The sequence below is a fragment of the Micromonospora sp. DT227 genome (assembly GCF_049841835.1).
GTDB lineage: Bacteria > Actinomycetota > Actinomycetes > Mycobacteriales > Micromonosporaceae > Micromonospora.
The window spans coordinates 676,079-698,948 of the sequence record NZ_JBNCLA010000001.1 but is presented as its reverse complement, the minus strand read 5'-3'; the positions used below and the strand labels follow the sequence as shown (position 1 = coordinate 698,948).

Annotated in this window: 17 protein-coding genes, 1 tRNA gene and 1 pseudogene; 9 read left to right on the top strand and 10 right to left on the bottom strand. The window is 72.4% G+C overall.

What is annotated here, in order from left to right; translation table 11 throughout:
• Positions 1-11 precede the first annotated feature (11 nt).
• Together ACLQ2W_RS03465 and ACLQ2W_RS03460 are read left to right on the top strand one after the other, a co-directional pair.
• Entirely contained in the window at positions 12-761 is a 750-nt protein-coding gene (locus tag ACLQ2W_RS03465) for a ZIP family metal transporter (RefSeq protein ID WP_425785187.1), read from the top strand.
• 74 nt (positions 762-835) lie between these two features.
• A complete protein-coding gene (locus ACLQ2W_RS03460) occupies positions 836-2,026 on the top strand; it encodes a hypothetical protein (protein WP_425785186.1) in 1,191 nt (396 codons plus the stop codon).
• Positions 2,027-2,084: 58 nt separating this feature from the next.
• Here the strand turns inward: ACLQ2W_RS03460 and ACLQ2W_RS03455 are convergent, their stop codons facing one another.
• The 10 genes from ACLQ2W_RS03455 to ACLQ2W_RS03410 form a co-directional block, all read right to left on the bottom strand.
• Complete coding sequence (locus tag ACLQ2W_RS03455) at positions 2,085-3,167, bottom strand: NAD-dependent epimerase/dehydratase family protein (protein WP_425785185.1); 1,083 nt, start codon at positions 3,165-3,167, stop codon at positions 2,085-2,087.
• Positions 3,168-3,256: 89 nt separating this feature from the next.
• The gene (locus ACLQ2W_RS03450) at positions 3,257-5,281 is read right to left on the bottom strand and encodes a hypothetical protein (protein ID WP_425785184.1); all 2,025 of its coding nucleotides are present in this window, start codon (positions 5,279-5,281) and stop codon (positions 3,257-3,259) included.
• 17 nt (positions 5,282-5,298) lie between these two features.
• Positions 5,299-6,369, bottom strand: coding sequence for a glycoside hydrolase family 130 protein (locus ACLQ2W_RS03445; RefSeq protein ID WP_425785183.1), 1,071 nt, complete (start codon positions 6,367-6,369; stop codon positions 5,299-5,301).
• A 1-nt stretch (position 6,370) separates the two neighbouring features.
• The gene (locus tag ACLQ2W_RS03440; RefSeq protein WP_199199815.1) at positions 6,371-7,216 is read right to left on the bottom strand and encodes a carbohydrate ABC transporter permease; all 846 of its coding nucleotides are present in this window, start codon (positions 7,214-7,216) and stop codon (positions 6,371-6,373) included.
• 1 nt (position 7,217) lies between these two features.
• A complete protein-coding gene (locus ACLQ2W_RS03435; RefSeq protein ID WP_425785182.1) occupies positions 7,218-8,171 on the bottom strand; it encodes a carbohydrate ABC transporter permease in 954 nt (317 codons plus the stop codon).
• Complete coding sequence (locus ACLQ2W_RS03430) at positions 8,171-9,460, bottom strand: extracellular solute-binding protein (protein ID WP_425785181.1); 1,290 nt, start codon at positions 9,458-9,460, stop codon at positions 8,171-8,173. Before ACLQ2W_RS03430 ends, ACLQ2W_RS03435 begins: the two co-directional genes overlap by 1 nt.
• Positions 9,457-10,530, bottom strand: coding sequence for a LacI family DNA-binding transcriptional regulator (locus tag ACLQ2W_RS03425; RefSeq protein WP_425785180.1), 1,074 nt, complete (start codon positions 10,528-10,530; stop codon positions 9,457-9,459). Before ACLQ2W_RS03425 ends, ACLQ2W_RS03430 begins: the two co-directional genes overlap by 4 nt.
• A gap of 256 nt (positions 10,531-10,786) precedes the next feature.
• Positions 10,787-11,836 (bottom strand): LacI family DNA-binding transcriptional regulator, encoded by a 1,050-nt coding sequence (locus ACLQ2W_RS03420; RefSeq protein WP_425785179.1) that lies wholly within the window; start codon positions 11,834-11,836, stop codon positions 10,787-10,789.
• A 156-nt stretch (positions 11,837-11,992) separates the two neighbouring features.
• Complete coding sequence (locus ACLQ2W_RS03415; protein ID WP_281943769.1) at positions 11,993-12,187, bottom strand: hypothetical protein; 195 nt, start codon at positions 12,185-12,187, stop codon at positions 11,993-11,995.
• 310 nt (positions 12,188-12,497) lie between these two features.
• Positions 12,498-12,570 (bottom strand) — tRNA-Lys (locus ACLQ2W_RS03410).
• 120 nt (positions 12,571-12,690) lie between these two features.
• On the opposite strand from ACLQ2W_RS03410, the pseudogene ACLQ2W_RS03405 reads away from it, so the two are divergent.
• The 7 genes and pseudogenes from ACLQ2W_RS03405 to ACLQ2W_RS03375 form a co-directional block, all read left to right on the top strand.
• Positions 12,691-13,357: pseudogene (locus ACLQ2W_RS03405) on the top strand (uridylate kinase); the annotation flags it as partial.
• A gap of 16 nt (positions 13,358-13,373) precedes the next feature.
• Positions 13,374-15,587 (top strand): SF1B family DNA helicase RecD2, encoded by a 2,214-nt coding sequence (gene recD2, locus ACLQ2W_RS03400; RefSeq protein ID WP_425785178.1) that lies wholly within the window; start codon positions 13,374-13,376, stop codon positions 15,585-15,587.
• Between the two features lie 889 nt (positions 15,588-16,476).
• Positions 16,477-17,622: an ROK family transcriptional regulator gene (locus ACLQ2W_RS03395; RefSeq protein ID WP_281943774.1), complete on the top strand. Its 1,146-nt coding sequence runs from the start codon at positions 16,477-16,479 to the stop codon at positions 17,620-17,622.
• 46 nt (positions 17,623-17,668) lie between these two features.
• Positions 17,669-19,189, top strand: coding sequence for an ABC transporter substrate-binding protein (locus tag ACLQ2W_RS03390; protein WP_425785177.1), 1,521 nt, complete (start codon positions 17,669-17,671; stop codon positions 19,187-19,189).
• Positions 19,190-19,271: 82 nt separating this feature from the next.
• A complete protein-coding gene (locus ACLQ2W_RS03385) occupies positions 19,272-20,213 on the top strand; it encodes an ABC transporter permease (protein WP_425785176.1) in 942 nt (313 codons plus the stop codon).
• Positions 20,210-22,024 (top strand): dipeptide/oligopeptide/nickel ABC transporter permease/ATP-binding protein, encoded by a 1,815-nt coding sequence (locus tag ACLQ2W_RS03380; RefSeq protein WP_425785175.1) that lies wholly within the window; start codon positions 20,210-20,212, stop codon positions 22,022-22,024. The genes ACLQ2W_RS03385 and ACLQ2W_RS03380 overlap by 4 nt, the downstream gene beginning before the upstream one ends.
• The gene (locus ACLQ2W_RS03375; protein WP_425785174.1) at positions 22,021-22,857 is read left to right on the top strand and encodes an ATP-binding cassette domain-containing protein; all 837 of its coding nucleotides are present in this window, start codon (positions 22,021-22,023) and stop codon (positions 22,855-22,857) included. The genes ACLQ2W_RS03380 and ACLQ2W_RS03375 overlap by 4 nt, the downstream gene beginning before the upstream one ends.
• The last annotated feature ends 13 nt before the right edge of the window (positions 22,858-22,870 follow it).

Below are 22,870 nucleotides of genomic sequence, written 5' to 3'. Positions count from 1 at the left end.
GGGTCCTGCGGGTGCCGGAGTGGTTGCAAGCGGGATTCTGGGGTCTGCTGGCCGGGTCCGCCCTGTTGATCGGGGCGGCCGTCGGGTTCTTCGCGCGGGTGCCGCGCCGGGCCACCGCGTCGGTGATGGCGTTCGGGGCGGGCGTGCTGCTCTCCGCCGTCTCGTTCGAGCTGATCGAGGAGGCGCACGAGCAGGGCGGCCTGCTGCCGGTGGCGATCGGCGCGGCGGTCGGCGCGCTCACCTACACCGGGGCGAACGTGCTGCTGGCCCGGCACGGGGCGCGGCACCGCAAGCGCTCCGGCGACGAGCAGCCCTCCGAGCAGGAGCAGCCCGGTTCGGGTAACGCGATCGCGGTCGGCGCACTGCTCGACGGCGTACCGGAATCGGTGGTGATCGGCGCGAGCCTGCTGGCCGGCGGCCCGGTCAGCTTCGTCACCGTGATCGCGGTCTTCCTCAGCAACGTGCCGGAGGGATTGTCCAGCGCGGCCGGCATGCGGCAGGCCGGGCGGTCCCGGCGTTACGTGTTCGGGCTCTGGGCGGCCATCGCGCTGATCTCCGGCGCCGCGTCGCTGGCCGGGTACACGCTGCTCGGCGGCGCCCCGCCGGAGGTGCTGGCCACCATCACCGCGCTCGCCGCCGGCGCGATCCTGGCCATGATCACCGACACCATGGTTCCGGAGGCGTTCGAGGACGCCCACCTGCTGGTCGGCCTGATCACGGTGCTCGGCTTCCTGGTCGCGTTCGCCCTCTCGCACGCCTGACCGCCGGCTTAGCCGCGGGTTAAGGATCGCCGACGGAGTCGTGCCGGGGCGGCCGGTCCCCCTAGCATCGGCGGGTGCGCGTGAAGTCCGCTGTCTCCCTCCTCGTCCTCGCCCTGGTCACCGCCACGCTGCCCGGGTGCGGCGGCGAGTCGTCCGACCGGACCGCCCCGGCCGCCGCCACCGGCACCCCGGCCGGCACACCGTCCGGTGCCACCGCCGCCGCTGTCCCGGCCGCCCCGGCCGCCTCGCCGAGCGCCCGCGCCGGCCTCGGCACCGCCAAGCCGAGCCCCGGCCCGGCCGCTGTCGCGTTCCGCGCCGGCAACCCGGATGGGCGGGCCACCGTGCCGGCCGAGGCGCGGGCCGTGGACACGTCGCGTCCGACCCGTACCGTCGGCACCGGCACGCCGGCGAGCTGCACCTCGGCGGCGGTGGTGAAGGCGGTGGCGGCCGGCGGCATCATCACGTTCGACTGCGGACCGGCACCGGTGACCATCACCATGAAGGCCACCGCCAAGGTGGTGAACGCGCACGGCCCGCGCATCGTGCTGGACGGCGGCGGCAAGGTCACGCTGAGCGGCGGCGGCAGCCGACGGATCCTCTACCTGAACACCTGCGACCCGGCGCAGGGCTACACCACCTCGCACTGCCAGAACCAGGACCACCCGCAGCTCACCGTGCAGAACCTGACGTTCGCCAACGGCAACTCGACGGGCGAGCGGACCGAGGGCGGCGGGGGCGGCGCGATCTTCGTCCGTGGCGGCCGGGTCAAGGTGGTCAACTCCCGGTTCGTCGACAACCGCTGTGACCGTACCGGGCCGGACCTGGGCGGTGCCGCGCTGCGGGTGCTCAGCCAGTTCGAGAACAAGCCGGTGTACGTGGTGGGCAGCACGTTCACCGGTGGGGTGTGCGCCAACGGCGCGGCGTTGAGCAGCATCGGCGTCTCCTGGACGGTGCTGAACAGCGTCTTCCGTGACAACCAGGCGGTCGGCACCGGCGCGAACCCGGCCCGGGGCGGCACGCCGGGCGGCGGCAGCGGCGGCGCGATCTACTGCGACGGCAACGAGTTCGCGGTGAAGCTCGCCGGCACGATCGTCGAGGACAACAGCGCCAACGAGGGCGGCGGCGCCATCTTCTTCGTCAGCAACAACCGCACCGGCACCCTGTCGATCACCAGCTCGACCCTGCGCCGCAACCCCAGCAGGGGCTTCGAGACGAAGGGCGCCCCCGGCATCTTCTTCCTCGGCGCCCGCCTCACCCGCGGCTGAAGGCCGGGCCCCTGCTTAACGCCTCCGGTAGAGAAGGGGCCCCTTCTCACCCCGCTGGTCAGTACGGGTTGGGGTGGCCGGGGAGGTGGCCCTTCGGCACGGCAGCCGCGCGGCCAGGGAGGGTGGGGTCCGTCGACAGGGGTGGAGACGTGGTTCCCGACCTCGTCGACATGCCGGCGATCAGGTCCTTCAGGGCGGTCACCGTGTCGACCCGGGGCACCCAGCCGAGGTCCGTCTCGGCCCGCTGCGCGGACATCAGCGGGACGTTCAGCGCCAGGTCGACCCAGCCGGTGTCGACCGGTTGCAGCCGGGCCCGCCAGGTCACCGCCGCCGCGGCGCGCAGCACCGGCACCGCCACCGGCACGGTCCAGCCGTGGAAGTGCCGCGCCACCAGCGCCGGCGTCAGCACCGGGTCGGTCGCCACGTTGAACGCGCCGCGCGCGTCGCCGAGGACCGCCCGGGCGTACGCGTCGGCCACGTCGTCGGCGTGCACCGCCTGCATCCGGAGCCGCTTGTGCGAGGGCACCAGCGGGATCCGTCCGTAGCGCAGCAGCCGCACCGGCACCAGCGGGCCGAGGAAGTAGCGGCTGATCTCGGTGCCGGCGTCGCGCTGGAAGATCAGACCCGGCCGCAGCCGGACCACCCGCAGCTCCGGGTGCTCCCGCCGCACGTCGTCCAGCAGCGCCTCCACCTCGGCCTTGTCCCGGCTGTACGACGACGTCCGCACCCCGGTCGCCGGCCAGTTCTCGCTGACCGGATGGTCCTTCGGGCCGGGCGCGTAGGTGCCGACGGACGAGGCGTACACCAGGGCGGGAACGCCGGCCCGGACGGTGGCCTCGATGACCGCGCGGCTGCCGCCGACGTTGGTCCGGTAGAGCGTGCGCCGGTCGTGGCTGGGCTGGATCTGCCAGGCCAGGTGCACGACCGCCCGCGCACCGGCGAAGATCCGCACCAGCTCGTCGGCGGCGCCGGGCGCGCCGATGTCACAGGGGTGCCACTGGACGTCGTCGTACGGCTCACCGGCGTCCGGCCCGGGCAGCCGGCGGGCCACGCCGACCAGTTCCGCCGCCGACTCCTGCCGCAGCCGGCGCAGGACCGCCGTTCCCACGTTTCCGGTCGCCCCCACGATCACGATGCGCATGCCCGGTGCGGTACCCGCTGAACCGGACAGCAACCGCGCGGGAGCGCGACTTCCGGCCCGGGCGGGGAAGACCGCCCGGGCCGCGCCCGTCAGCGCCGGACGAGCGTGAAGCCGCCGGGCAGCACCACCGCCGGCACCGTGCCGCCCCGGGTCCGGGTCCGGGACCGCCGCACGCCCTGCGCGTCGTACGTCTCGACGCACACCGTCCCCGGGCCGGGCACGGTGACCGGGACGGTCCGGGGCGTGCGGGCGGCACTGCGCAGCAGCGCCGTCGTCGACCCGGTGCCGGCGATCACGTACCGGGAGACGAGCGGTTCCAGCAGGACCGCGTCGACCACGGCGTCCCCGCCGGCCGAGACCGCGACCAGGTCGACGGCGTCGGCCGGCGCCTCCGCCGGGCCGCTCGGCGTCACCGGCAGCAGCGCGCCGGGCGCCGGGGAGGTCCCCTGCGCGCCGACCCGCCCGTGCCGGACGGTGCCCACGGTCCGCGCCCGGCCGTCGGGCGAGGCGGCGGACCACCGGGTGACGGCCCGGCTGCCCGGCCGCAACTCGACCACCGGGAGCACCAGCCGGGGCTGGTCCGCGGCCGGCAACCGCCAGCGGGCGGTCGCGCCGGCCGGCAGCAGGGCGTACGCGCCGCTGAACGCGGACTCGCCGGTCCACGTCGAGTCGGGGGTGACCACCTCCGCGCCGCCGGTCAGCGTGGCCTGTTCGGCCTCCACCACGGTGCCGCCGACCCGCGTCACGATCCGGCCCTGCCGGGCCAGCGCCGCCACCTCGGGGTGGGCGTCCAACGCCAGCATGCTGAGCAGGCCGTGGATGGTCGACTCGGCGCCGGCGTTGCGGTTGACCGTCCCGTCGCCGGCGATGCCGTCGACGGTGCGCCCGGTCGCCGGGTCGTACCCGGGCACGCCGGCCGCGTTGGCGCCGAAGTACCAGGCGGCCGTCAGGCCGGCGAGCTGCCGGAACCCGTCGCGCCCGGTGGCGTCGGCGACGGCGAGCAGCGACTGCACGCGGGAGTCCACGCCGTAGGCGATCTGCGACCGGTCCGTCGGGGTGGGCTGCCGCCCGTTGTCCGGGCCGCCGGAGGTGAGCAGCCACGGCGTGAAGACCGCCGCGTCGGCCACCGCCGCCGGCAGCAGCCGCCGGTCACCGAGCACCCGCGCGGCGACGGCCAGCGCCGCGGGCATCTGCGAACCCCAGGCGTGCCACACCGAGCGGGACAGCGCCCAGGGACGGACCGCGCCGAACGGCCATTCCCGGACGTCCCCGTCGGCCAGCGCGGCGATGCCCTCGGCGAACCGGCTCAGCGCCCGCCGCGCCCCGGCGCCGCCACCGGCCCGCACGTACGCGGCCAGCCCCAGCACGGCCTCCGCGGTGGCGTCCGCGCCGTCCGCGATCAGCCAGCCGGGCGTCCGTTCGCCGTCGACGACCTGCCACGTGCCGTACCGGACGAGCACCTGGCGTTCCAACGCGCCGACCGCGAGGTCGAGGCGCTCGCGCAGGAACGACGCGAACCCGGGGTCGGCGGTACGCCAGGCGGCGTACCCCTCGCCCAGCGCCCAGACGGTGCGGGCCAGCCAGTACGACGGGCCGCTGTCGGACGGGTCGGGCAGCTCGACCGGTTCGGCGCTCGGGTTCAGCGTGCCGTCGGGCTGCATCCAGAGCACCACGTTCCCGGCGTCCGGCCCGGTGGCGGTCTGGAGATAGGTCAGGCCCCGCAGCAGGGCGTACGAGGCGTCGCGGCTGGTGGTGGCGCCGGTGGACCGCCAGTGTCGCAGGTAGACCACGGCGGCGCGGGCGATGTCGTCGGCGTTGTAGGCGCCCTGCCCCCAGGTGTCCGTCGCCGGGTCGTACGCCCCGCCGCCGACGCGCCGGAACGTGCCGTCCGGGTTCGGTTCGGCGTACGTCCACAGCACCCCGATCGTGGGCGTGTCGGCGAGCCGGTACGTGGTGTGCCCGGCCTGCGCGGGCGGGGTGACCCGGTCGAGCAGGTAGTCCAGATGGGACAAATTTGTCAACGCGGGCACGGTGGCGGCCCGGGCCGGGGCCGCCACCAGCAGGGGGGCGCCGAGCGCGAGGCTGCCGCCCAGCAGGAGGGATCGGCGTTTCATGGTGGTCTCCTCGGGCGTCACTGGGTGTGGTCGAGCCGGGCGACGCCGATCTTCGTGTCCGCCATTCCGTAGAACACGAACCGCACGCCGTCGACCTCCTCGATCGCGGTGGGGAAGACGACGTTGGGCACGGTGCCGGCCTTCTCGTCCTCGGTGTCCGGCACGAGGATGGGCTCGGCGGTGCGGGCCAGCACCCGGGCCGGGTCGGCCGGGTCCAGCAGCATCGCCCCGGCCGCGTACTCGACGCGTTGGGTGGTCGGGTCCCAGCCGCTGGGGACGTGGCCGGTCACCCCGTGGTGGAGCAGCAGCCAGCCTTCCGGCACCCGCAGCGGCGGCGGGCCGGCGCCGATCTTCAGCTCCTCGTAGGGGAACTCGGACAGGGCCACGCACCGGTGGTGCCGGGGGCGGGCCAGCGCGGTGATGTCGGCGTGCACCTCGTCCGCCGGCACGTACGAGATCCAGATGCCGGGCCGCTCGTCGGTGGTGCCGGCCGGCAGGTGCACGCCCTCGCCGGGGCGGAACCAGCCGAGGTCCCACATCGGCCGGTGCAGCATGGCGTAGCAGGGCCGGCCGTCCGGGCCGGGCACCGGTTCGGGGAAGAACACCGCGTCCTTGTTGGGGAACAGGTTGAGGTCGGTGTCCAGGTCGGGCTGGTAGGTGAACTGCACCGGCCCGAGCCGCCGCCAGGAGCGCAGGTCGGTGGAGACGGCCAGCGCGAGGCGGGGGCCGAGCGGCCCGTACGCCACGTACGTCATCAGGTGCTGGCCGAGGTCCGGCACCCAGGTGGTGCGCGGGTCCTCCACCCCGGCGTTGTTCAGGCCGCGCTCCCAGCCCTCGTCCGGGGCCAGCACGACGCCGTGCCGGCGCACGCCGACCGGTACGCCGTCGCGCAGTTCGACCTCGGCGAGCCCGACGCGGGACACGTTGCCGTCGGCGACCAGCCGGGGCAGCAGGTGCAGCCGGCCGTCCGGGGTACGCCCGCTCGCCGGGTTGAGCACGCCGGCGGCCTCGAACGGTTCGGCCGGGTCGGGCGCCATCAGCACGCCCAGCCGGGTCAGCGTGTACGGGACAGTGGTCGAGACAGGCATGTCAACCTTTCACACCGGAGCCGATGTCGGTGGAGATGAAGTGTCGTTGGAAGGCCACGAAGAGGCCGACGGCCGGCGCGGCGAGCACACAGGCACCGGCCAGCACCGCGCCGTACGGGTTGGCGGCGCGGGCCGCCACGTTGCTGATGTAGTTGGCCAGCGAGACCGCCAGCGGCTGCATGTCCGCCTGCTTGGTGATCAGGAACGGCCAGAGGAACTCGTTCCACGGCCCGATGAAGGTGAGCAGCACCGCGGTCAGCAGCGCGGGACGGACCAGCGGCAACGCCACCGACCAGAGCACCCGCAGTTCACCGGCGCCGTCGATCCGGGCGGCGGCGAACAGCTCGTCCGGCAGTTGCAGGAAGAACTGCCGGAAGACGAAGACCGCCGTGGTGTTGATCGCGAACGGCAGGATCATCCCGAGGTAGGAGTCGGCCAGCCCGTACCCGCGCACGATCAGCACGTAGAGCGGGATCAGCAGGAGCTGGAAGGGGATCACCTGGACCAGCAGCACCAGCGCGAACAGCGTGCCCCGGCCGCGGAACCGCAGCCGGGCCAGCGCGTAGCCGGCGAGCACCCCGAAGACCACGGTGCCGAGGATGACGCCGCCGGTGAACACGCCCGAGTTGATCAGCGAGCCGAGCAGGTCGACCCGGGAGTTGATGTCCCGGTAGTTGTCCAGGGTGAGGCCGGAGGTGGGGAACGCCCCGGCGACCGAGGTGTCCGGTTCGGCCTGGAGGCTGCCGATCAGCATGTAGTAGAAGGGGAAGAGGAACAGCAGGGCCCCGGCGAACAGCACCACGTGGCGCAGCAGCCCCGGCCACCGGGCGGTGGAGGTCGGTGTCACGTCAGTCCCTCTCGATCAGCCGGCGGTTGACCAACGAGATGATCAGCACCCCGATCACCAGCAGCACGCCGATGGCGGCGGCCACGTCCGGCTGGCCCTGCTGGATGCCGCGCTGGTACATCACCAGCACCGGGGAGGCGGACGCGCCGTTCGGGCCGCCCCCGCCGGTGAGCAGGTAGGGCTCGGTGAACAGGTTGGCGCCGGTGATGGTGGCCAGGATGACCACCAGGGCGGTCGCCGGGCGGACCGCCGGCACGGTCACCGACCGGAACCGCCGCCACCAGCCCGCGCCGTCGACCGACGCCGACTCGTACAGCTCCTTCGGCACGTTCTGGAGCGCGGCGAGGTAGAGCAGGATGAAGAAGCCGAGCTGCTTCCAGACCACGAACACCGCGATGACCGGCATCGCCAGGCCGGCGTTCACCAGCCAGGACGGGTCGGGCGCCAGCGGGCCGAGCACGGAGTTGACCAGGCCGCCGGCGTTGAACAGGAACAACCACACCCCGACCACCGCCACGCTTGCGGTCACGTACGGCACGTAGAACGCGACCCGCAGGAACGTCCGGGCGTGCACCACCCGGTTCAGCGCGACCGCCAGCAGCAGCGCCAGCACCGTGGTCAGCGGCACGTTGATGACCAGGAAGATCCCGATGTTGCCGAACGACTGGCGGACCGTGGGGTCGGCGAGCACCGCGCGGTAGTTGTCCAGCCCGACGAAGGGCCGGTCCACCACCGCGCCCGGTGCGGCGAAGAAGTAGTCGTGGAAGCTCATCCAGATCGCGAACCCGAGCGGGTAGGCGAACACCACGGCGATGAAGACCGCGTACGGCGCGGCCAGCACCATGCCCACCGGGTGGCGGCCCAGCACGGTCGCCATCCGGCCCCGGCCGGCCGGTCTCGGGCTTCGCGCGGCGGCCCCGGGGGCGGGGGCCGCCGCGGTGTGGGCGGTGGACATCAGGATCCGGCGGCGAGCTGGTCGACCTTGTCCGCGGCGGCGCCGAGGGCGTCGGGCACCGGCTTCTTACCGAAGATCACCGACTCGGAGTACGCGTCGCGGAACGCCTGCCAGACGGCCACCGAGTTCGGCACGTTCGGCACCTCGACCGTCCGGGCAGCCTGGTCGGCGAACGCCTGGTAGGCCGGGTTCTTGGCGAAGTGGTCCGGGTACGCGGCGGCCAGGTCGGTGCGCAGCGGCATCTGACCGGTCTTGGCCAGCAGCGAGCCGTCCTGCTCCTTGCTGGTGGCGAAGCGCATCACGTCCCAGGCGGTGGCGCGGTTCTTGCAGGCGGAGTACATGGCGACGTTCTTCGCGTCGCTGAACGTGCGGATCTGGTCGGCCGGCTTGCCGGTGGACGTCGGCACCGGCACCGCGCCCCACTTCACCTTGCTGCCGTACACCGAGATCGCCCACGGGCCGACGATGGCCATGGCGGCCTTGCCGTCGGCGAACGAGTCGCCGTTGTACTTCTCCTTCGGGGCGAGGCCCTCGGCGTAGAGCGTCTTCCAGAACTCCGCGACCCGCTGGCCCTCGGGCGAGTCGAACTGGGCCTTGCCCTGGTCGACGAGCTGCTTGCCACCGGTCTCGGCCGCGAACAGCGGGTAGAAGTCGAACCAGGACTGGAAGAACTCGCTGGTCGGGGCCGGGTAGATGGCGGCCGGGGCGGCGCCCGACGACTTGATCTTCCGGGCGGCGGCGAGGAACTCGTCGTACGTCGCCAGCGGGGGCCGCTCCGGGTCCAGCCCGGCCTTGGCGAAGACCGTCTTGTTGTAGAAGATCATCACCGGGTTGGACTTCCACGGCAGTTGGTAGAACTTGCCGTCCGGCGACTTGTACTGGTCCGCCGTCTGGCCGGTGCGCTCGGCGATGTAGGCGGCGCCACCGTCGAACGAGTCCAGGGCGACCAGCCCGCCCTGCTTCTGGAACTGCGGCACGGCCGCCGGCGCGGTGTTGAAGATCAGGCAGGGCGCGTTGCCGGCGGTGATGGCGGCGCCGATCACCTCCTCCGAGCTGGTGCCCGCCGGGATCTCCTGGGCGGTGATCTTCTGGTCGGCGTGCTCCGCGTTCCACGCCTCGACCATCGCCTTGCCCCAGGCCAGTTCCTCCTGGTTGTTGGAGAGCCAGATGTCGATCGGGCCACGGGCGGCGTTGGCCTCGGCGGCGTCACCGCCACCGCCGCTGCCGTCGCAACCCGCGGTGACGGCGAGCGCGGCGGTCAGCAGCAGGGCCGGAAGGGTACGTTTCATGTCTGCTCCGATCGGGACGGTGCGGGGGAACGACGCCGCTGGGCGGGCGGCGCCGGTGGTGGTGCGGTGGAGGCACGGAGGACGAGCTGCGCGGGCGGCGTGGGCACGTCGGCCACCGGCTCGCCGTCGATGAGTTCGAGCAGGACGTGCGCGGCGGCCCGCCCCCACTCGAACGGGTCGGTCCGCACGGTGGTCAGCGGCGGGCTGACGTAGCCGGCCAGCTCGGCGTCGTCGAACCCGGTCACGGAGAGCTGCCCGGGCACGTCGACACCGAGTTCCCGGGCCACCGCGAGCCCGGCGATGGCCATCAGGTCGTTGGCGTACACGATCGCGGTGGGCTGCTCGGCCCGGTCGAGCAGCTCGCGGGTGGCCTGCGCGCCGCCGGCCGCCGAGAAGTCCGACGCCACGCAGAGGTCGGCGGGCAGGCCGGCGTCCGCCAGCGCCCGCTCCCAGGCCAGCCGACGGACCCGGCCGTGCAGGAAGTGGTCCGGCCCGGCGACGTGCCCGATCCGTCGGTGCCCCAGGTCGACCAGGTGGGCGACCGCGGCGGCGATGCCCGGCCGGTCGTCGATCAGCAGCGCCGGCCAGCGGGTCGGCGCCATCGGGCGGGCGATCGTCACCGCCGGCAGCCCGAGCTGTTCCAGCAGCGCGAGCCGTGGGTCGTCCACCCGAAGGTCGAGCAGGAAGACGCCGTCCACCCGGCCGTCGGCGGCCAGCTTCCGGTAGCCGGCCTCCTCGGCCGACTCCGGCACCACCTGGAGGACGAGCGCCTGGCCCCGGTCGGACAGGGTCCGCTCCACCCCGGCGATGAAGGCGGGGAAGAACGGGTCCGCGCCGAGCAGCTCGGGCGGGCGGGCGATCACCAGGCCGACCGCGAACGCCCGCGAGGCGGACAGGGCGCGGGCCCGGTGGCTCGGCTCCCAGCCCAGGGCGCGGGCGGCGGTGAGGATCCGCTCCCGCGTCTCGTCGGCCACCCCGGGGCGGCCGTTGAGCGCGAAGGACACCAGACCCTTCGATACGCCGGCCACGCGGGCGACGTCGCGGATCGTCGGTCGACCTGGCCGGGTCACCGGCACCTCCTCGCGCTACTAAACCGGTTTAAGCAACGGAGGTTAGACCCGTTCTCATGACTGCACAACAGGAGACGGCCGATCGATGTCCGGCGGCTCGACGGCAGGTCAGCGCCACGTCAGGGGGACGCGACGCCGGGTTACGCACGCGCGACGGGCGGTGCCGTCCGGGGCGAGGGCGAGTGCGCCGAGACGGACGTGGCGGACCGCCGAGCCGGGCGCCGGTGTGCGCGCTGGCCGGTGAATCGCGGAGTGATCAGCCTGCCGGTGGGGCGGTGCTGTCCCGGACGACGAGTTCGGTGGGGAGCAGCGAGTGTTCGGCGGTGATCGGACGGCCGGCGAGACGGTCCTGGATCGCGCGGCTGAGCGCTGCCGCCGCGAGCCGCCCCTTGGCCTGCACGTCCTGACGGACGGTGGTCAGGGTGGGGCGAATCTGCACGGCGAGTGGGTTGTCGTCGAAGCCGACCACCGACAGTTGGCCGGGCACGTCGATGCCGAGATCCTCGGCGCACCGGAGCGCGCCGTAGGCGACAGCGTCGGAGAAGCAGAGCAGCGCGGTGGGCCGGTCGGGCCGGTCCAGGAGCAGCCGGGCACCCGCCTTCGCCTGCTCCAGGTCGGCGCCGCCCTGCCGAGCCATCACGGGATCGATGCCGGCCGCGTCGAGCGCGTCGCGCCACCCGAGCAGCCGCTGCGTGGAGGCGTGCCCCTCCACAGTGAGGTCGGCCGCGGTGACCACACCGTGCGTGCCGTGCAGGCCGGACAGGAGCAGGCCGATCCGCCGGTGCCCCAGGTCGATCAGGTGCTGGGCGGCGGCCCGAGCGCCGGCGCGGTCGTCCACGTTGACGGCGGGGATCCCGTCGACCGGCACCTGGTCGACGTAGACCAGGGGCAGCTTGCGGCGGGTGAGGAACTGGACGGCGGTCGACGTGGGATCGCACGAGTAGACAAGCGCACCGTCGATCGCCACGTCACGCGCCGGAATGATCGCGCCGTCGTCGGACGACGTCAGCAAGGTGAGCGACAGGCCGGTCGGGCCGAGTTCCTCCGCCACCGCGCCGAGGAAGCTGGTGGCGACCAGGTCGGTGAAGGCGAAGCGGAGCGAGGAGGTCAGTACGATGCCGACGGCGCCGGTGGTGCCTTTGGCCAGGGCTCTGGCCGCCGGATCAGGGCCGACGTAGCCCACTTCCTGGGCGGCGGTGAGGATGCGCTCGCGTAGCGCCGCGGACAACTGGTCGGGCTTGGAGAAGGCGTTCGACACGGTCATCCGACTCACGCCGACCCGGTCAGCGATCGTCTGCAGTGTCACCCGGGACGCCACGCCACCACCAGTCGGTCCAGATGTGTCCGCCGCCGGAGGGCGAGGGAGCCCTGACGGCGGACCGGTCCTGTCGTCCGACACCCGCCGTGCGGGTCGGCGGACGCCGATGCCTACCGGCTGGTACGAGGCTATCAAAGACCGGCGTCACGCCAGCCTGACCACTTTGGCGACGCGAGCGAGACGCCTGGCAACGGCCGCGCGGACGGCCCTGGTGCGCGGCGGCTTCTCCACGTACGGGACGACCGGGGCGTCCGGGCGGGCGCTGGCGAATTCGAAGTCGACGGCGTTGACGGCGGTCACGAAGGCGGCGGGCATCTCCATGGCGAACTCCTGACTCATCGGCATTGCTTTCTATACCGGTATAGTAAAGGAGTCTTCTGTACCGGTCAAGAAGCTATCAAACAGCGTCATCGACCGAGTTCCGAGGCCCTGTGGGATGGATGCCAGCCGGGGCAGGTGCCGGTGAAGTCCGGGTCAAGGACCCGACAGCGAGCCGAGGCCGACGCGCAGCGGCGGGAGCAAGGTGGGCGCGGAGGCGGCGGCCACCGGGTGCGCGGAGCGATGGAGGCGACCGGGCGGGCCGGGAGGCGACCGACCGCGCGACGGCCGAAGCCGGCGGTCTCGCGGCGTTCAGGGGACAGGGTGGCGGTGGGCCGCCTGGGACTCGAACCCAGAACCTAAGGATTAAAAGTCCTCAGCTCTGCCAATTGAGCTAACGGCCCGCTGGGCCATCAGGCTACCCGATCACCGTGGTGAGGGTTGAGGTCCGTGCCCGAGAGGGTGACGCGCATAAGGTCGACCCCGAACCGCACCTTCGCGACGACCCAGGACGGCGGCCGGACATGGCGCACGGCACCCGCGACGAGTTGCTCGACCACCTGGCCGGGGCCGTCGGGTCCGTCACCGGCACCCACCCGACGCGCGTCGCCCGTCGACGGGCCGCCCGCCGCCGGCAAGACCACCCTCGCCGACGAGCTGGCCGCCATCCTGCGTGAGCGGGGCCGCGACGTCATCCGCGCGACCGTCGACGACTTCCTGTTCCCCCGGGCGCAACGCTATCCGCGCGGTGAGTTCTCAGCCGAGGGCTGCTATTTCGACGCCCACGACCGGGAATCACTGACCCGGGTGCTGCTGGATCCGCTCGGCCCGGGCGGGGACCGGCGTTTCCGCCCCGCCGTCTACGACCACGCCACGGACACGGTGCTGGCCCCGCCGGTCACGACCGCCCCCGCCGACGCCGTGCTGGTCTTCGACGGCGTCTTCCTGCTGCGCCCGGAACTGCTCGAACGGTGGGACCTGCGCGTCTTCGTGTCGACCGCACTCGACCGGACCGTGGAGCGGGCCGTGATCCGGGAGCGCCAGGTGTCGTCCCGGGCGGAGGTCGAACGGCGCTGGCGCGAGCGGTACCTCCCCGCCCAGCAGCTCTACTTCGCCACCGCCCGTCCGACCGAGCACGCGGACATCATCGTGCACAACGACGAACCGTGGCAGCCGGTCTGGGAGAGCCGCGTCGGTCGGAGGCAAGATGGTGGCCGTGACCGCCGCACCCCGTCCCCCGCTGGCCACGCTGGAAGCGGTCCTGGAGCGCCTGACCTACGTCAACGAGGAGACCGGCTACACGGTGGCCCGGGTGGCCACCGAGCGGGGCAGTGACCTGCTGACCGTGGTCGGCGCGCTGTTGGGGGCGCAGCCCGGTGAGAGCCTGCGCCTGCACGGACGCTGGTCGTCGCATCCGCGCTACGGCCGGCAGTTCGAGGTCGACTCGTACACCACCGTGCTGCCCGCCACGATCCAGGGCATCCAGCGCTACCTCGGTTCGGGTCTGGTGAAGGGGATCGGGCCGGTGTTCGCCGAGCGGATCGTCGCGCACTTCGGCCTGGACACGTTGCGGGTCATCGAGGAGGAGCCGGCCCGACTGGTCGAGGTGCCGGGGCTGGGCCCGAAGCGTACGGCGAAGATCACCGCCGCGTGGGAGGAACAGAAGGCCATCAAGGAGGTGATGGTCTTCCTCCAGGGCGTCGGCGTGTCGACCTCGCTGGCGGTGCGGATCTACAAGCAGTACGGCGACGCCTCCGTCGACGTGGTCACCAAGGAGCCGTACCGGCTGGCCGCCGACGTGTGGGGCATCGGCTTCAAGACCGCCGACACGATCGCCCGGTCGGTGGGCATCCCGCACGACAGCCCGCAACGCGTGATGGCCGGCCTCCAGTACACGCTCTCCGAGGCCACCGACGACGGGCACTGCTACCTGCCCGAACCGGAGCTGGTCGCGGACGCGACGAAGATCCTCGACGTGCCCGCCGACCTGGTCGCCCGCTGCCTCGACGACCTGGTGGCCGACGAGGGTGTCGTCCGCGAGTCGCTGCCCGGCCGGGACGGGGAACCGGTGCCGGCGGTCTACCTGGTGCCCCTCCACCGCGCCGAGCGGTCGCTCGCCACCTCGTTGACCCGGCTGCTGCGCGACCGGGTCGACCGGCTGCCCCACTTCCACGACGTGGACTGGGGCAAGGCGCAGCGGTGGTTGCGGGCCCGCACCGGCAACGACCTCGCCGAGGAGCAGGAACAGGCCGTCCGGCTCGCGCTGACCTCGAAGGTCGCGGTGCTCACCGGCGGGCCGGGCTGCGGCAAGAGCTTCACCGTACGCTCGATCGTCGAGCTGGCCGCCGCGAAGAAGGCGAAGGTCACGCTCGTCGCGCCGACCGGCCGCGCCGCGAAGCGTCTCGCCGAGCTGACCGGCCATCCGGCCGCCACCGTGCACCGGCTGTTGCAGCTACGCCCCGGCGGTGACGCGTCCTACGACCGCGACAACCCGATCGACGTCGATCTGCTCGTGGTCGACGAGGCGAGCATGCTCGACCTCGTCCTCGCCAACAAGCTCGTCAAGGCCGTCCCGCCCGGCGCGCACCTGCTGCTGGTCGGTGACGTCGACCAGCTTCCGTCGGTCGGCGCCGGTGAGGTGCTCCGCGACCTGCTCGCCGCCCCGGCGATTCCCCGGGTGCGGCTGACGCAGGTCTTCCGCCAGGCCGCCGAGTCCGGCGTCGTCACCAACGCGCACCGCATCAACGCCGGCCGCCCGCCCCTCCTCCAGGGGCTGCCGGACTTCTTCCTCTTCGCCTGCGACGACACCGAGGCCGCCGCCGCCCTGACCGTCGACGTCGCCTGCACCCGCGTCCCGGCCAGGTTCGGCCTGGACGCCCGCCGCGACATCCAGGTGCTCGCCCCCATGCACCGCGGCCCGGCCGGCGCCGGCGCGCTGAACACGCTGTTGCAGCAGAAACTCACCCCGCCTCGCGAGGGGCAGCCGGAACGGCGGATGGGTGGGCGGGTGTTCCGCATCGGCGACAAGGTCACCCAGATCCGCAACAACTACGACAAGGGTCAGGCGGGCGTCTTCAACGGCACGCTCGGCATCGTCACCGCCATCTCCCCGGAGGACCAGACGCTCACCGTCCGCACCGACGAGGACGAGGACATCGCGTACGACTACGACGAGCTGGACGAACTCAGCCACGCGTACGCCATGACCATCCACCGGTCCCAGGGCTCGGAGTATCCGGCCGTGGTGATCCCGTTGACCACCAGCGCCTGGATGATGCTGCAACGCAATCTGCTCTACACCGCCGTCACCCGCGCCAAGCAACTGGTCGTCCTGGTCGGCTCCCGCCGCGCGCTCGCCGCCGCCGTCCGCACCGTCGGCGCCGGACGACGCCACACCGCCCTAAACCACCGCCTCACATAGCCCCCACCCCACCTCGCCCTCACCCCACCCCCGCCCCAGCGCGTCGATCTTGCACTTGCTGCCCCGACGAACGGCGCATAAGCCGCGCTTCGTGGGCCCAAAGTGCAAGATCAACGCTCAGAAGGGCGGGCTGGCGCACCCGGGCACGGGTTCGGCGAGAGCGCGGACGAACGTGGCCGCGTGCAGGTTCCACGATCACAAGCCGTTGCCCCGACGGGCCGGGCGGGCAGCAGGCCGGGCGGGCAGCAGGCCGGGCGGGCAGCAGGCCGGGCGGGCAGCAGGCCGGGCGGGCAGCAGGCCGGGCGAGTGACGGGCGGGCGAAGGACGGGAAGGGCGAGAGACCGGCGGGCCACAACGGGGCCGGGTCGGCGGGGCGGCCGAACTGGGCGACGAGCCTGATCAATATCGGACGGCGTCGGCCCTGCGGTCGTGGGTGTCGGCGTGCACGCTGCGGCGGTGGTGGAGTGGGCGACGCGGGCGCGGCGGCGGGCCTGGCACCGGTGGGCCGTAGACGAGGCCGGGGTCGTGGCCGGGGACGGGGGACGGGGAGACGGGCGGGCGGCGACTGGCGCGGTGGACCGGCGGAAGGCCACGCTTGACTGACCGAGCGTGGATAGTCCCCCACGGACCGTACCGGAGGTCTACCCGCGACGGCGCCCCCCGTTCGCCGTCGAATTGACCACTCCTCTCCCGCGCGCGCGAGCGACAGCGTCGCTACCAGGGCATTTGCCCACCTTATTCGATCTTGACGGTGGCGTGGGGCGAACATAACGACTTGGCATCAAGGCGAGCCCCGTTCTTGTCCCGGGGTTTGTTAGCCCCCTGTACTAACCGGGTGACGTGCATTGATACCTCCGGAGCAACGCCGCCCGAGCAGCCGGGACAGGTGGTGGGCACCCTTCGCCGAGACCAGGTTCCGGCTCGGGTCCGCACCGGCGAGAAGGTGCGCCCGGAGCAGGCACGTGTGCACAACCGGGAACTGCTGCTGCGGATGCTGTACCGGGAAGGACCGCACAGCCGGGCGGATCTGGCGCGTCGTACCGGGTTGACGCGGGTCTCCGTCTCGGACGTGGTGAGCGATCTCCTCGCCGACGACCTCGTGGTCGAGGTCGGCACGCGGGCCGGCACCCGGCCGGGCAAGCCGGCCATGATGCTCGAGTTCAACGAGCGCGCCTACCAGACCGTCGCCCTGGATCTGAGCCACTCGACGCTCTACCGGGGGGCCGTGCTCGACCTCGGCGGCACCGTGGTGGCCCGCCAGCAGGTCGAGATCGAGGGCAGCACCGGCGCCGACGCCCTGGCGAAGGTGACCGGTCTCGTCGAGGCGCTACACCGGCAGGTGACCGCGCCGCTCCTCGGCATCGGCATCGGCACGCCGGGCATCGTGGACCTCGGCGGCGTCGTCCTCAGCGCACCCAACCTGGGCTGGCAGGACATCCACCTCCAGGCGCTGCTCAGTGAGCGTTTCGCCTGCCCGGTGGTCGTGTCCAACGACGCCAACGCCACCGCGCTCGCCGAACGCAGCTACGGCGAGAGCGCCGCGGACACGCTCCTCGTCCGGGTCGGCGTCGGCGTGGGGGCGGGTCTGCTGCTCGGCGGCACCCCGATCCTGGGCAGCCGGTTCGCGGCCGGCGAGATCGGCCACGTGGTCGTGGACGCCGGCAGCGAGCGGCCCTGCGTGTGCGGCAAGACCGGCTGCCTGGAGACCTGGCTGTCGACCCGGCGCATCCAGGAGGACCTGTCCGGGGCCCGCACCGACGCGGAGCGCGCCCGGGTGCTGACCGTCGCGGGCGAGGCGCTCGGCTCCGTGCTGGCGCCGATCGTGGCCGCGCTCAACATCTCCGAGATCGTCCTCAGCGGACCGCACCGGGTGTTGGAGGGGCCGTTGGCCACGGCCGCGATGGAGACCATCCGCCGGCGCGCCCTGACCGAGGTCCACGGCGACATCGTCCTCCGGCTCTCCGAGCTGGGCGACGACATAGTCCTGCGCGGCGCGACCGCCATGGTCATGAGCCAACAGCTCGGAATCGCTTGACCCGACGCCGACCGGCGCTGGCTTTGCAGCAACAGAAGGGAACATAGTGCAACTACCCCGCACGCTGACGGCAGCGCTTGCCGCGGTCGCCCTCGCCCTCGCCGGTTGTAGCGGTGGCGGGCAGGCCAGTGAGGCCGGCTCCGCCCAACTCGTCCTCGGCAACAACGGCGACGTCCTGACCTGGGACCCGGCGGAGATGAAGGAGGGCGCGGTCATCCACTACGCGGAGGCCGTCTACGACCCGCTGCTCCGCAAGACCGCCGACTCGAAGATCGAAGGCAACCTCGCCTCCGAGTACGCGTACAACGACGACCTCACCGAACTCACGCTGAAGCTGCGCGACGGCGTCACGTTCAGCGACGACACCGCGCTCGACGGCGAGGCGGTGAAGGTCAACATCGAGGCGCGGAAGAAGGGCGCCGGCAGCGCCTCCGAGGCGGCCCGGGCGATCGAACGCGTCGAGGTCGTGGACCCGAAGACGGTCCGTCTGCACCTCAGCGAGCCGAGCCCCGGCCTGCTCGCCGGCCTGGCGACGTACCTGGGTTACATGGTGAGCCCCAAGGCGCTCGCCGCGGGAAGCATCGCCACCACCCCGGTCGGCTCCGGGCCCTACCTGCTCGACGCCGGCGCGTCCGAGAAGGGCGTCAGCTACAAGTTCACCGCGCGTGAGGGCTACTGGAACCGCGAGGCGTTCCCGTTCGAGACCGTGGTGATCCGTCCGTACGAGGAGTTCACCGCCCGCTACAACGCGCTCGCGACCGGTCAGATCCAGTTCATGTACGGGACCTCCGACATGGTGCCGAAGGCGAAGACCGACGGGCTCACCGTCAAGACGGTGCCCGGCGAGTGGCAGGGCATCATCCTCCAGGACCGGGCCGGCAAGGCGTCGGCGGCGCTCGGCGACGTGCGGGTGCGGCAGGCGATCAACCACGCGCTCGACCGCAAGGCCATCCTGGAGACCCACTATGGCGGGTTCGGCCAGGTCTCCACGCAGACGTTCAACCCGGCCAGCGAGGCGTGGGTGCCGGAGCTGAACGAGCGCTACCCGTACGACCCGGCGAAGGCGAAGGAACTGCTGGCGGCGGCGGGCTACGGCAACGGCTTCAAAATCAAGATCTCGTTCAGTGAGGGCTTCATGTCCCCGCTGGTGCCGATCGTCGCGCAGTACCTGTCCGACGTGGGCATCACGGTGGAGCAGGTGCCGGTCAACGGCTTCGCCAACGGCGGCCTGGAGACCCTGAAGGGCCAGCCGGCGTTCATGCTCTCCTTCTCCACCAACATCCCGGCCTGGACGGACGTGCTGAACAAGCTCACCCCGACGTCGCTGTGGAACAACTTCAAGTACACCGACGACACCGTCACCCGGCTGCTCAAGGAGATTCCCGCCGCGCAGGGCGACAAGCAGGCGGCGCTCTACAAGGAGCTGAACACCCACCTGGTGGAGCAGGCCTGGTTCGCCCCGATCGTCACGCAGGAGAACGTCTACCTGTTCAAGCCGGACATCGACGTGACCATGCAGCAGGCACAGCTCATGCCGAGCCTGCGCTTCTTCGCCCCGGCCAAGTAACCCCGCCCGTCGATCCCCGGGTGGGCCGGTCACCACCGGCCCACCCGGCGGACCACCCCAGGTCAGCTAGGAGGTAGCAGGCATGTTGGGCTTCATCGGCCGGCGACTGGCCACGGGCCTGCTGTTGGCGTTCACGGTGGTGACGGGGATGTTCTTCTTCCTCATGCTCACCGGCTCCGACCCCGCCCGGGGCGCGCTCGGCCTCTACGCCACGGAGGAACAGGTCGCGGTCAAGCGCGCGCAGCTCGGCCTCGACCGGCCGGTCGCCCAGCAGTACCTGGACTGGCTGGGCCACGTCGCGCGGGGCGATCTGGGTGTCTCGTCCGCGCAGAACACCGACGTCATGGACCTCATCGTCTCGCGCCTGCCGGTCACCGTGTCCCTCGCGCTCGGCGCCGTCCTGGTGGCTGCCGTCCTGGGCGTCGTCCTCGGGCTGCTCGCGGCGACCCGGCCCGGGACGTTCGACCGTGCGCTCCAGGTGGTCATGGTGCTCGGCTTCAGCCTGCCGAACTTCTGGGTGGCGATCATCCTGGCGCTGATCTTCGCCGTGCGGCTGGGCTGGTTCCCCGCCACCGGCTACGTCCACCTGGGCGACTCCCCCAGCGGCTGGCTCTGGTCCATCACCCTGCCGATCATCGCGCTGTCGATCGGGTCGATCGCCGCCATCGCCCAGCAACTGCGCAACTCCGTGATCACCGTCAACGGCCAGGCGTACGTCCGGACGCTCCGCAGCCGGGGCCTGTCGCAACGCCACATCCTGCTGGTGCACGTGCTGCGCAACGCGTCGCCGCCGGCGTTGACCATGCTCTCGTTGCAGTTCATCGCCGCGATGAGCGGCGCCGCCATCATCGAGCGGGTGTTCGGCCTCCAGGGCATCGGCGCGGTCGCCATCAACGCCTCGGGCAACAGCGACATCCCCGTCATCATGGGCGTCCTGCTCTTCACCGTGCTCGTCGTCGTGCTCGTCAACCTGACGGTCGACATCCTCTACGCCGCTTTGAATCCGAAGGTACGCAACGCATGAGCGCCGACACGACGGTCCGTGCGGGCCGTACCTCCAGAAGACTCCGCGCCTTCCTCGGCAACCCGATGGGCGTGGTGGCCGGCGCCGTGCTGCTGGCCATCGTCGCCGCGAGCGTCCTCGCCCCGCTCCTCGCCCCGCAGGACCCCAACCTGGTGGTGCTCTCCGAGGCGCTCCGGCCGCCGAGCGGCGACCACCCGCTGGGCACCGACGGGAACGGCCGGGACATCCTCAGCCGGCTGCTGTGGGGCGGCCGGGTGAGCCTCCAGGCCGGCGCGATCATGGTGACCGTCGCGCTGCTGTGCGGGATTCCCGCCGGCCTGCTCGCCGGCTACCGCGCGAAGTGGTTCGACGGGGTGTCGAGCTGGCTCTTCAACATGCTGATGTCCCTGCCCGAGATCCTGATCATCATCGTGGTGATCGCCTCGCTCGGCAGCGGCCTCGCCCCCACGATGATCACGCTCGGGGTGCTCGCCTCACCGGACATCTTCCGGCTGACCCGGAGCGCCGTGATCGGCGTACGCGAGGAGCTGTACTTCGACGCCGCCCGCGTCGCCGGGCTGTCCGACGTCCGGATCATCTTCCTGCACGTGCTCTCCGTCGTGCTGGGTCCGGTGCTCGTGCGGTCCTCGTTCATCTTCGGCATGGCGATCATCGTGCAGTCCGGGCTGGAGTTCCTCGGCTTCGGCGACCCGCAGCGCCCGAGCTGGGGCGGCGAGCTGAGCAACGCGTTCCAGAACTTCCACCGCGCCCCCGAGCTGGTCATCGCGCCCGGCGTGGCGATCGGCGTCACGGTCATGGCGCTGGTGCTCTTCGGCACCGCGCTCGCCGACTCGCTCGGCATCAGCCTGCGGCGTAGGACCAAGCGCGCGGCACGCCCCGCCCGCACCGACGACACCCCGGTCGACCGGATCGAGACCGGCGACACGCCGGCCGACCGGGCCGCGGTCGGCGACGCGCCGGTGCCCGCCGCACCGCCCGCCGACGCCCTCCTGCGCGTCGAGGACCTGGCGGTCCGGTACGTGGCGGAGGACGGCACCACCAAGGAGGTGGTACGCGGCGTGTCGCTGCACGTCGCGCGCGGCGAGGTCCTCGGCCTGGTCGGGGAGTCCGGCTCCGGCAAGTCCCAGACGTCGTTCGCGATCCTCGGGCTCCTGCCGCCCGACGCCACCGTCTCCGCCCGGCAGCTCGCGCTGGACGGGCAGTCGCTCGTCGGGTTGCGCGAGAGCGAGCTACGCAAGCTGCGCGGCACCCGGATGGCGTACGTGCCGCAGGAGCCGATGTCGAACCTCGACCCGTCCTTCACGATCGGCGCCCAGCTCACGAAACCGATGCGGCACCGGCTCGGCCTGTCCCGGAAGGCCGCGACCGCGCGGGCGCTCGACCTGCTGGACCGCGTCGGCATCCCCGACCCCCCGCGTACCCTCGCCGCCCATCCCCACCAGCTCAGCGGCGGCATGGCCCAGCGTGTGCTCATCGCCGGCGCCGTCTCCTGCGACCCGGAGCTGCTCATCGCCGACGAACCGACGACCGCGCTCGACGTCACGGTCCAGGCCGAGGTCCTCGAACTCCTCCGCGGTCTGCAACGCGAGCGCGACATGGGGCTCGTCCTGGTCACCCACAACCTGGGTGTGGTCGCCGACATCTGCGACCGGGTGGCGGTCATGCGCGACGGCCTCATCGTCGAGCAGCAGCCGGTCGCCGGCCTCTTCGCGAACCCGCGACACGAGTACACCCGCATGCTCCTGAACGCGACCCTCGAAGACGCGCCGCCCCGGCGGGAGCGCGGCGACCTCCAGGAGGTGGGGTCGTGAGCGCCCCCGACGACACCGGCACGCCCCTGCTCGACATCCGCGACGTCGACGTCGTCTACCGCGGCGCCGGCTGGCGCAGGCCGTCGTTCCACGCGCTGCACGCCGTCTCGATGCGGGTCGGCGCGGGCGAGACGGTCGGTCTGGTCGGCGAGTCCGGCTCCGGGAAGACCACGCTGGGCCGTGCCGTGCTGGGCCTCGCCCCGATCACCGGCGGCACGGTCACGTTCGACGGCGTCGACATCACCCACGCGAACCGACGCGCCCGCCGCGCGTTGAGCCGCGACATCCAGGTCGTCTTCCAGGATCCGTACTCCTCGCTCAACCCGGCCATGACCGTGGAGACCATCCTCGCCGAGCCGTTGCGGGCCCAGGGCGTGGCCCGGGCCGAGGCCACCGCGCGGATCGGTGAGCTGCTGCGCCAGATCGGCCTGGAGGCGGACGCCGGCCGCCGGTATCCGCGCGAGTTCTCCGGCGGGCAGCGGCAACGCATCGCCATCGCCCGCGCCCTGGCGCTGAAGCCCCGGCTCATCGTCTGCGACGAGCCGGTGAGCGCGCTCGACCTGTCCACCCAGGCCCGCATCCTCGACCTGCTCATCGACGTGCAGGAGAAGACCGGCGTCGCCTACCTCTTCATCTCCCACGACCTGTCGGTGGTCCGCTACGTCTGCCACCGGGTCGCGGTGATGCTCAAGGGCCGGATCGTCGAGACCGGCGACGGCGACGTGGTCACGTCCCGGCCGGAGCATCCCTACACCAACCGGCTCCTCATGGCGTCCCCCATTCCCGACCCGGTCCGCCAGGCCGAACGACGCCGCCGGTACGCCGCCCTCTAGGAAAAGGAAACAT

Coding starts and splice junctions, on each gene's coding strand:
- ACLQ2W_RS03455 (WP_425785185.1), bottom strand. CDS start 3,167: ATGCGCATCGTGATCGTGGGGGCGACCGGAAACGTGGGAACGGCGGTC.
- ACLQ2W_RS03450 (WP_425785184.1), bottom strand. CDS start 5,281: ATGAAACGCCGATCCCTCCTGCTGGGCGGCAGCCTCGCGCTCGGCGCC.
- ACLQ2W_RS03445 (WP_425785183.1), bottom strand. CDS start 6,369: ATGCCTGTCTCGACCACTGTCCCGTACACGCTGACCCGGCTGGGCGTG.
- ACLQ2W_RS03435 (WP_425785182.1), bottom strand. CDS start 8,171: ATGTCCACCGCCCACACCGCGGCGGCCCCCGCCCCCGGGGCCGCCGCG.
- ACLQ2W_RS03430 (WP_425785181.1), bottom strand. CDS start 9,460: ATGAAACGTACCCTTCCGGCCCTGCTGCTGACCGCCGCGCTCGCCGTC.
- ACLQ2W_RS03415 (WP_281943769.1), bottom strand. CDS start 12,187: ATGAGTCAGGAGTTCGCCATGGAGATGCCCGCCGCCTTCGTGACCGCC.
- recD2 (WP_425785178.1), top strand. CDS start 13,374: ATGGTGGCCGTGACCGCCGCACCCCGTCCCCCGCTGGCCACGCTGGAA.
- ACLQ2W_RS03385 (WP_425785176.1), top strand. CDS start 19,272: ATGTTGGGCTTCATCGGCCGGCGACTGGCCACGGGCCTGCTGTTGGCG.
- ACLQ2W_RS03380 (WP_425785175.1), top strand. CDS start 20,210: ATGAGCGCCGACACGACGGTCCGTGCGGGCCGTACCTCCAGAAGACTC.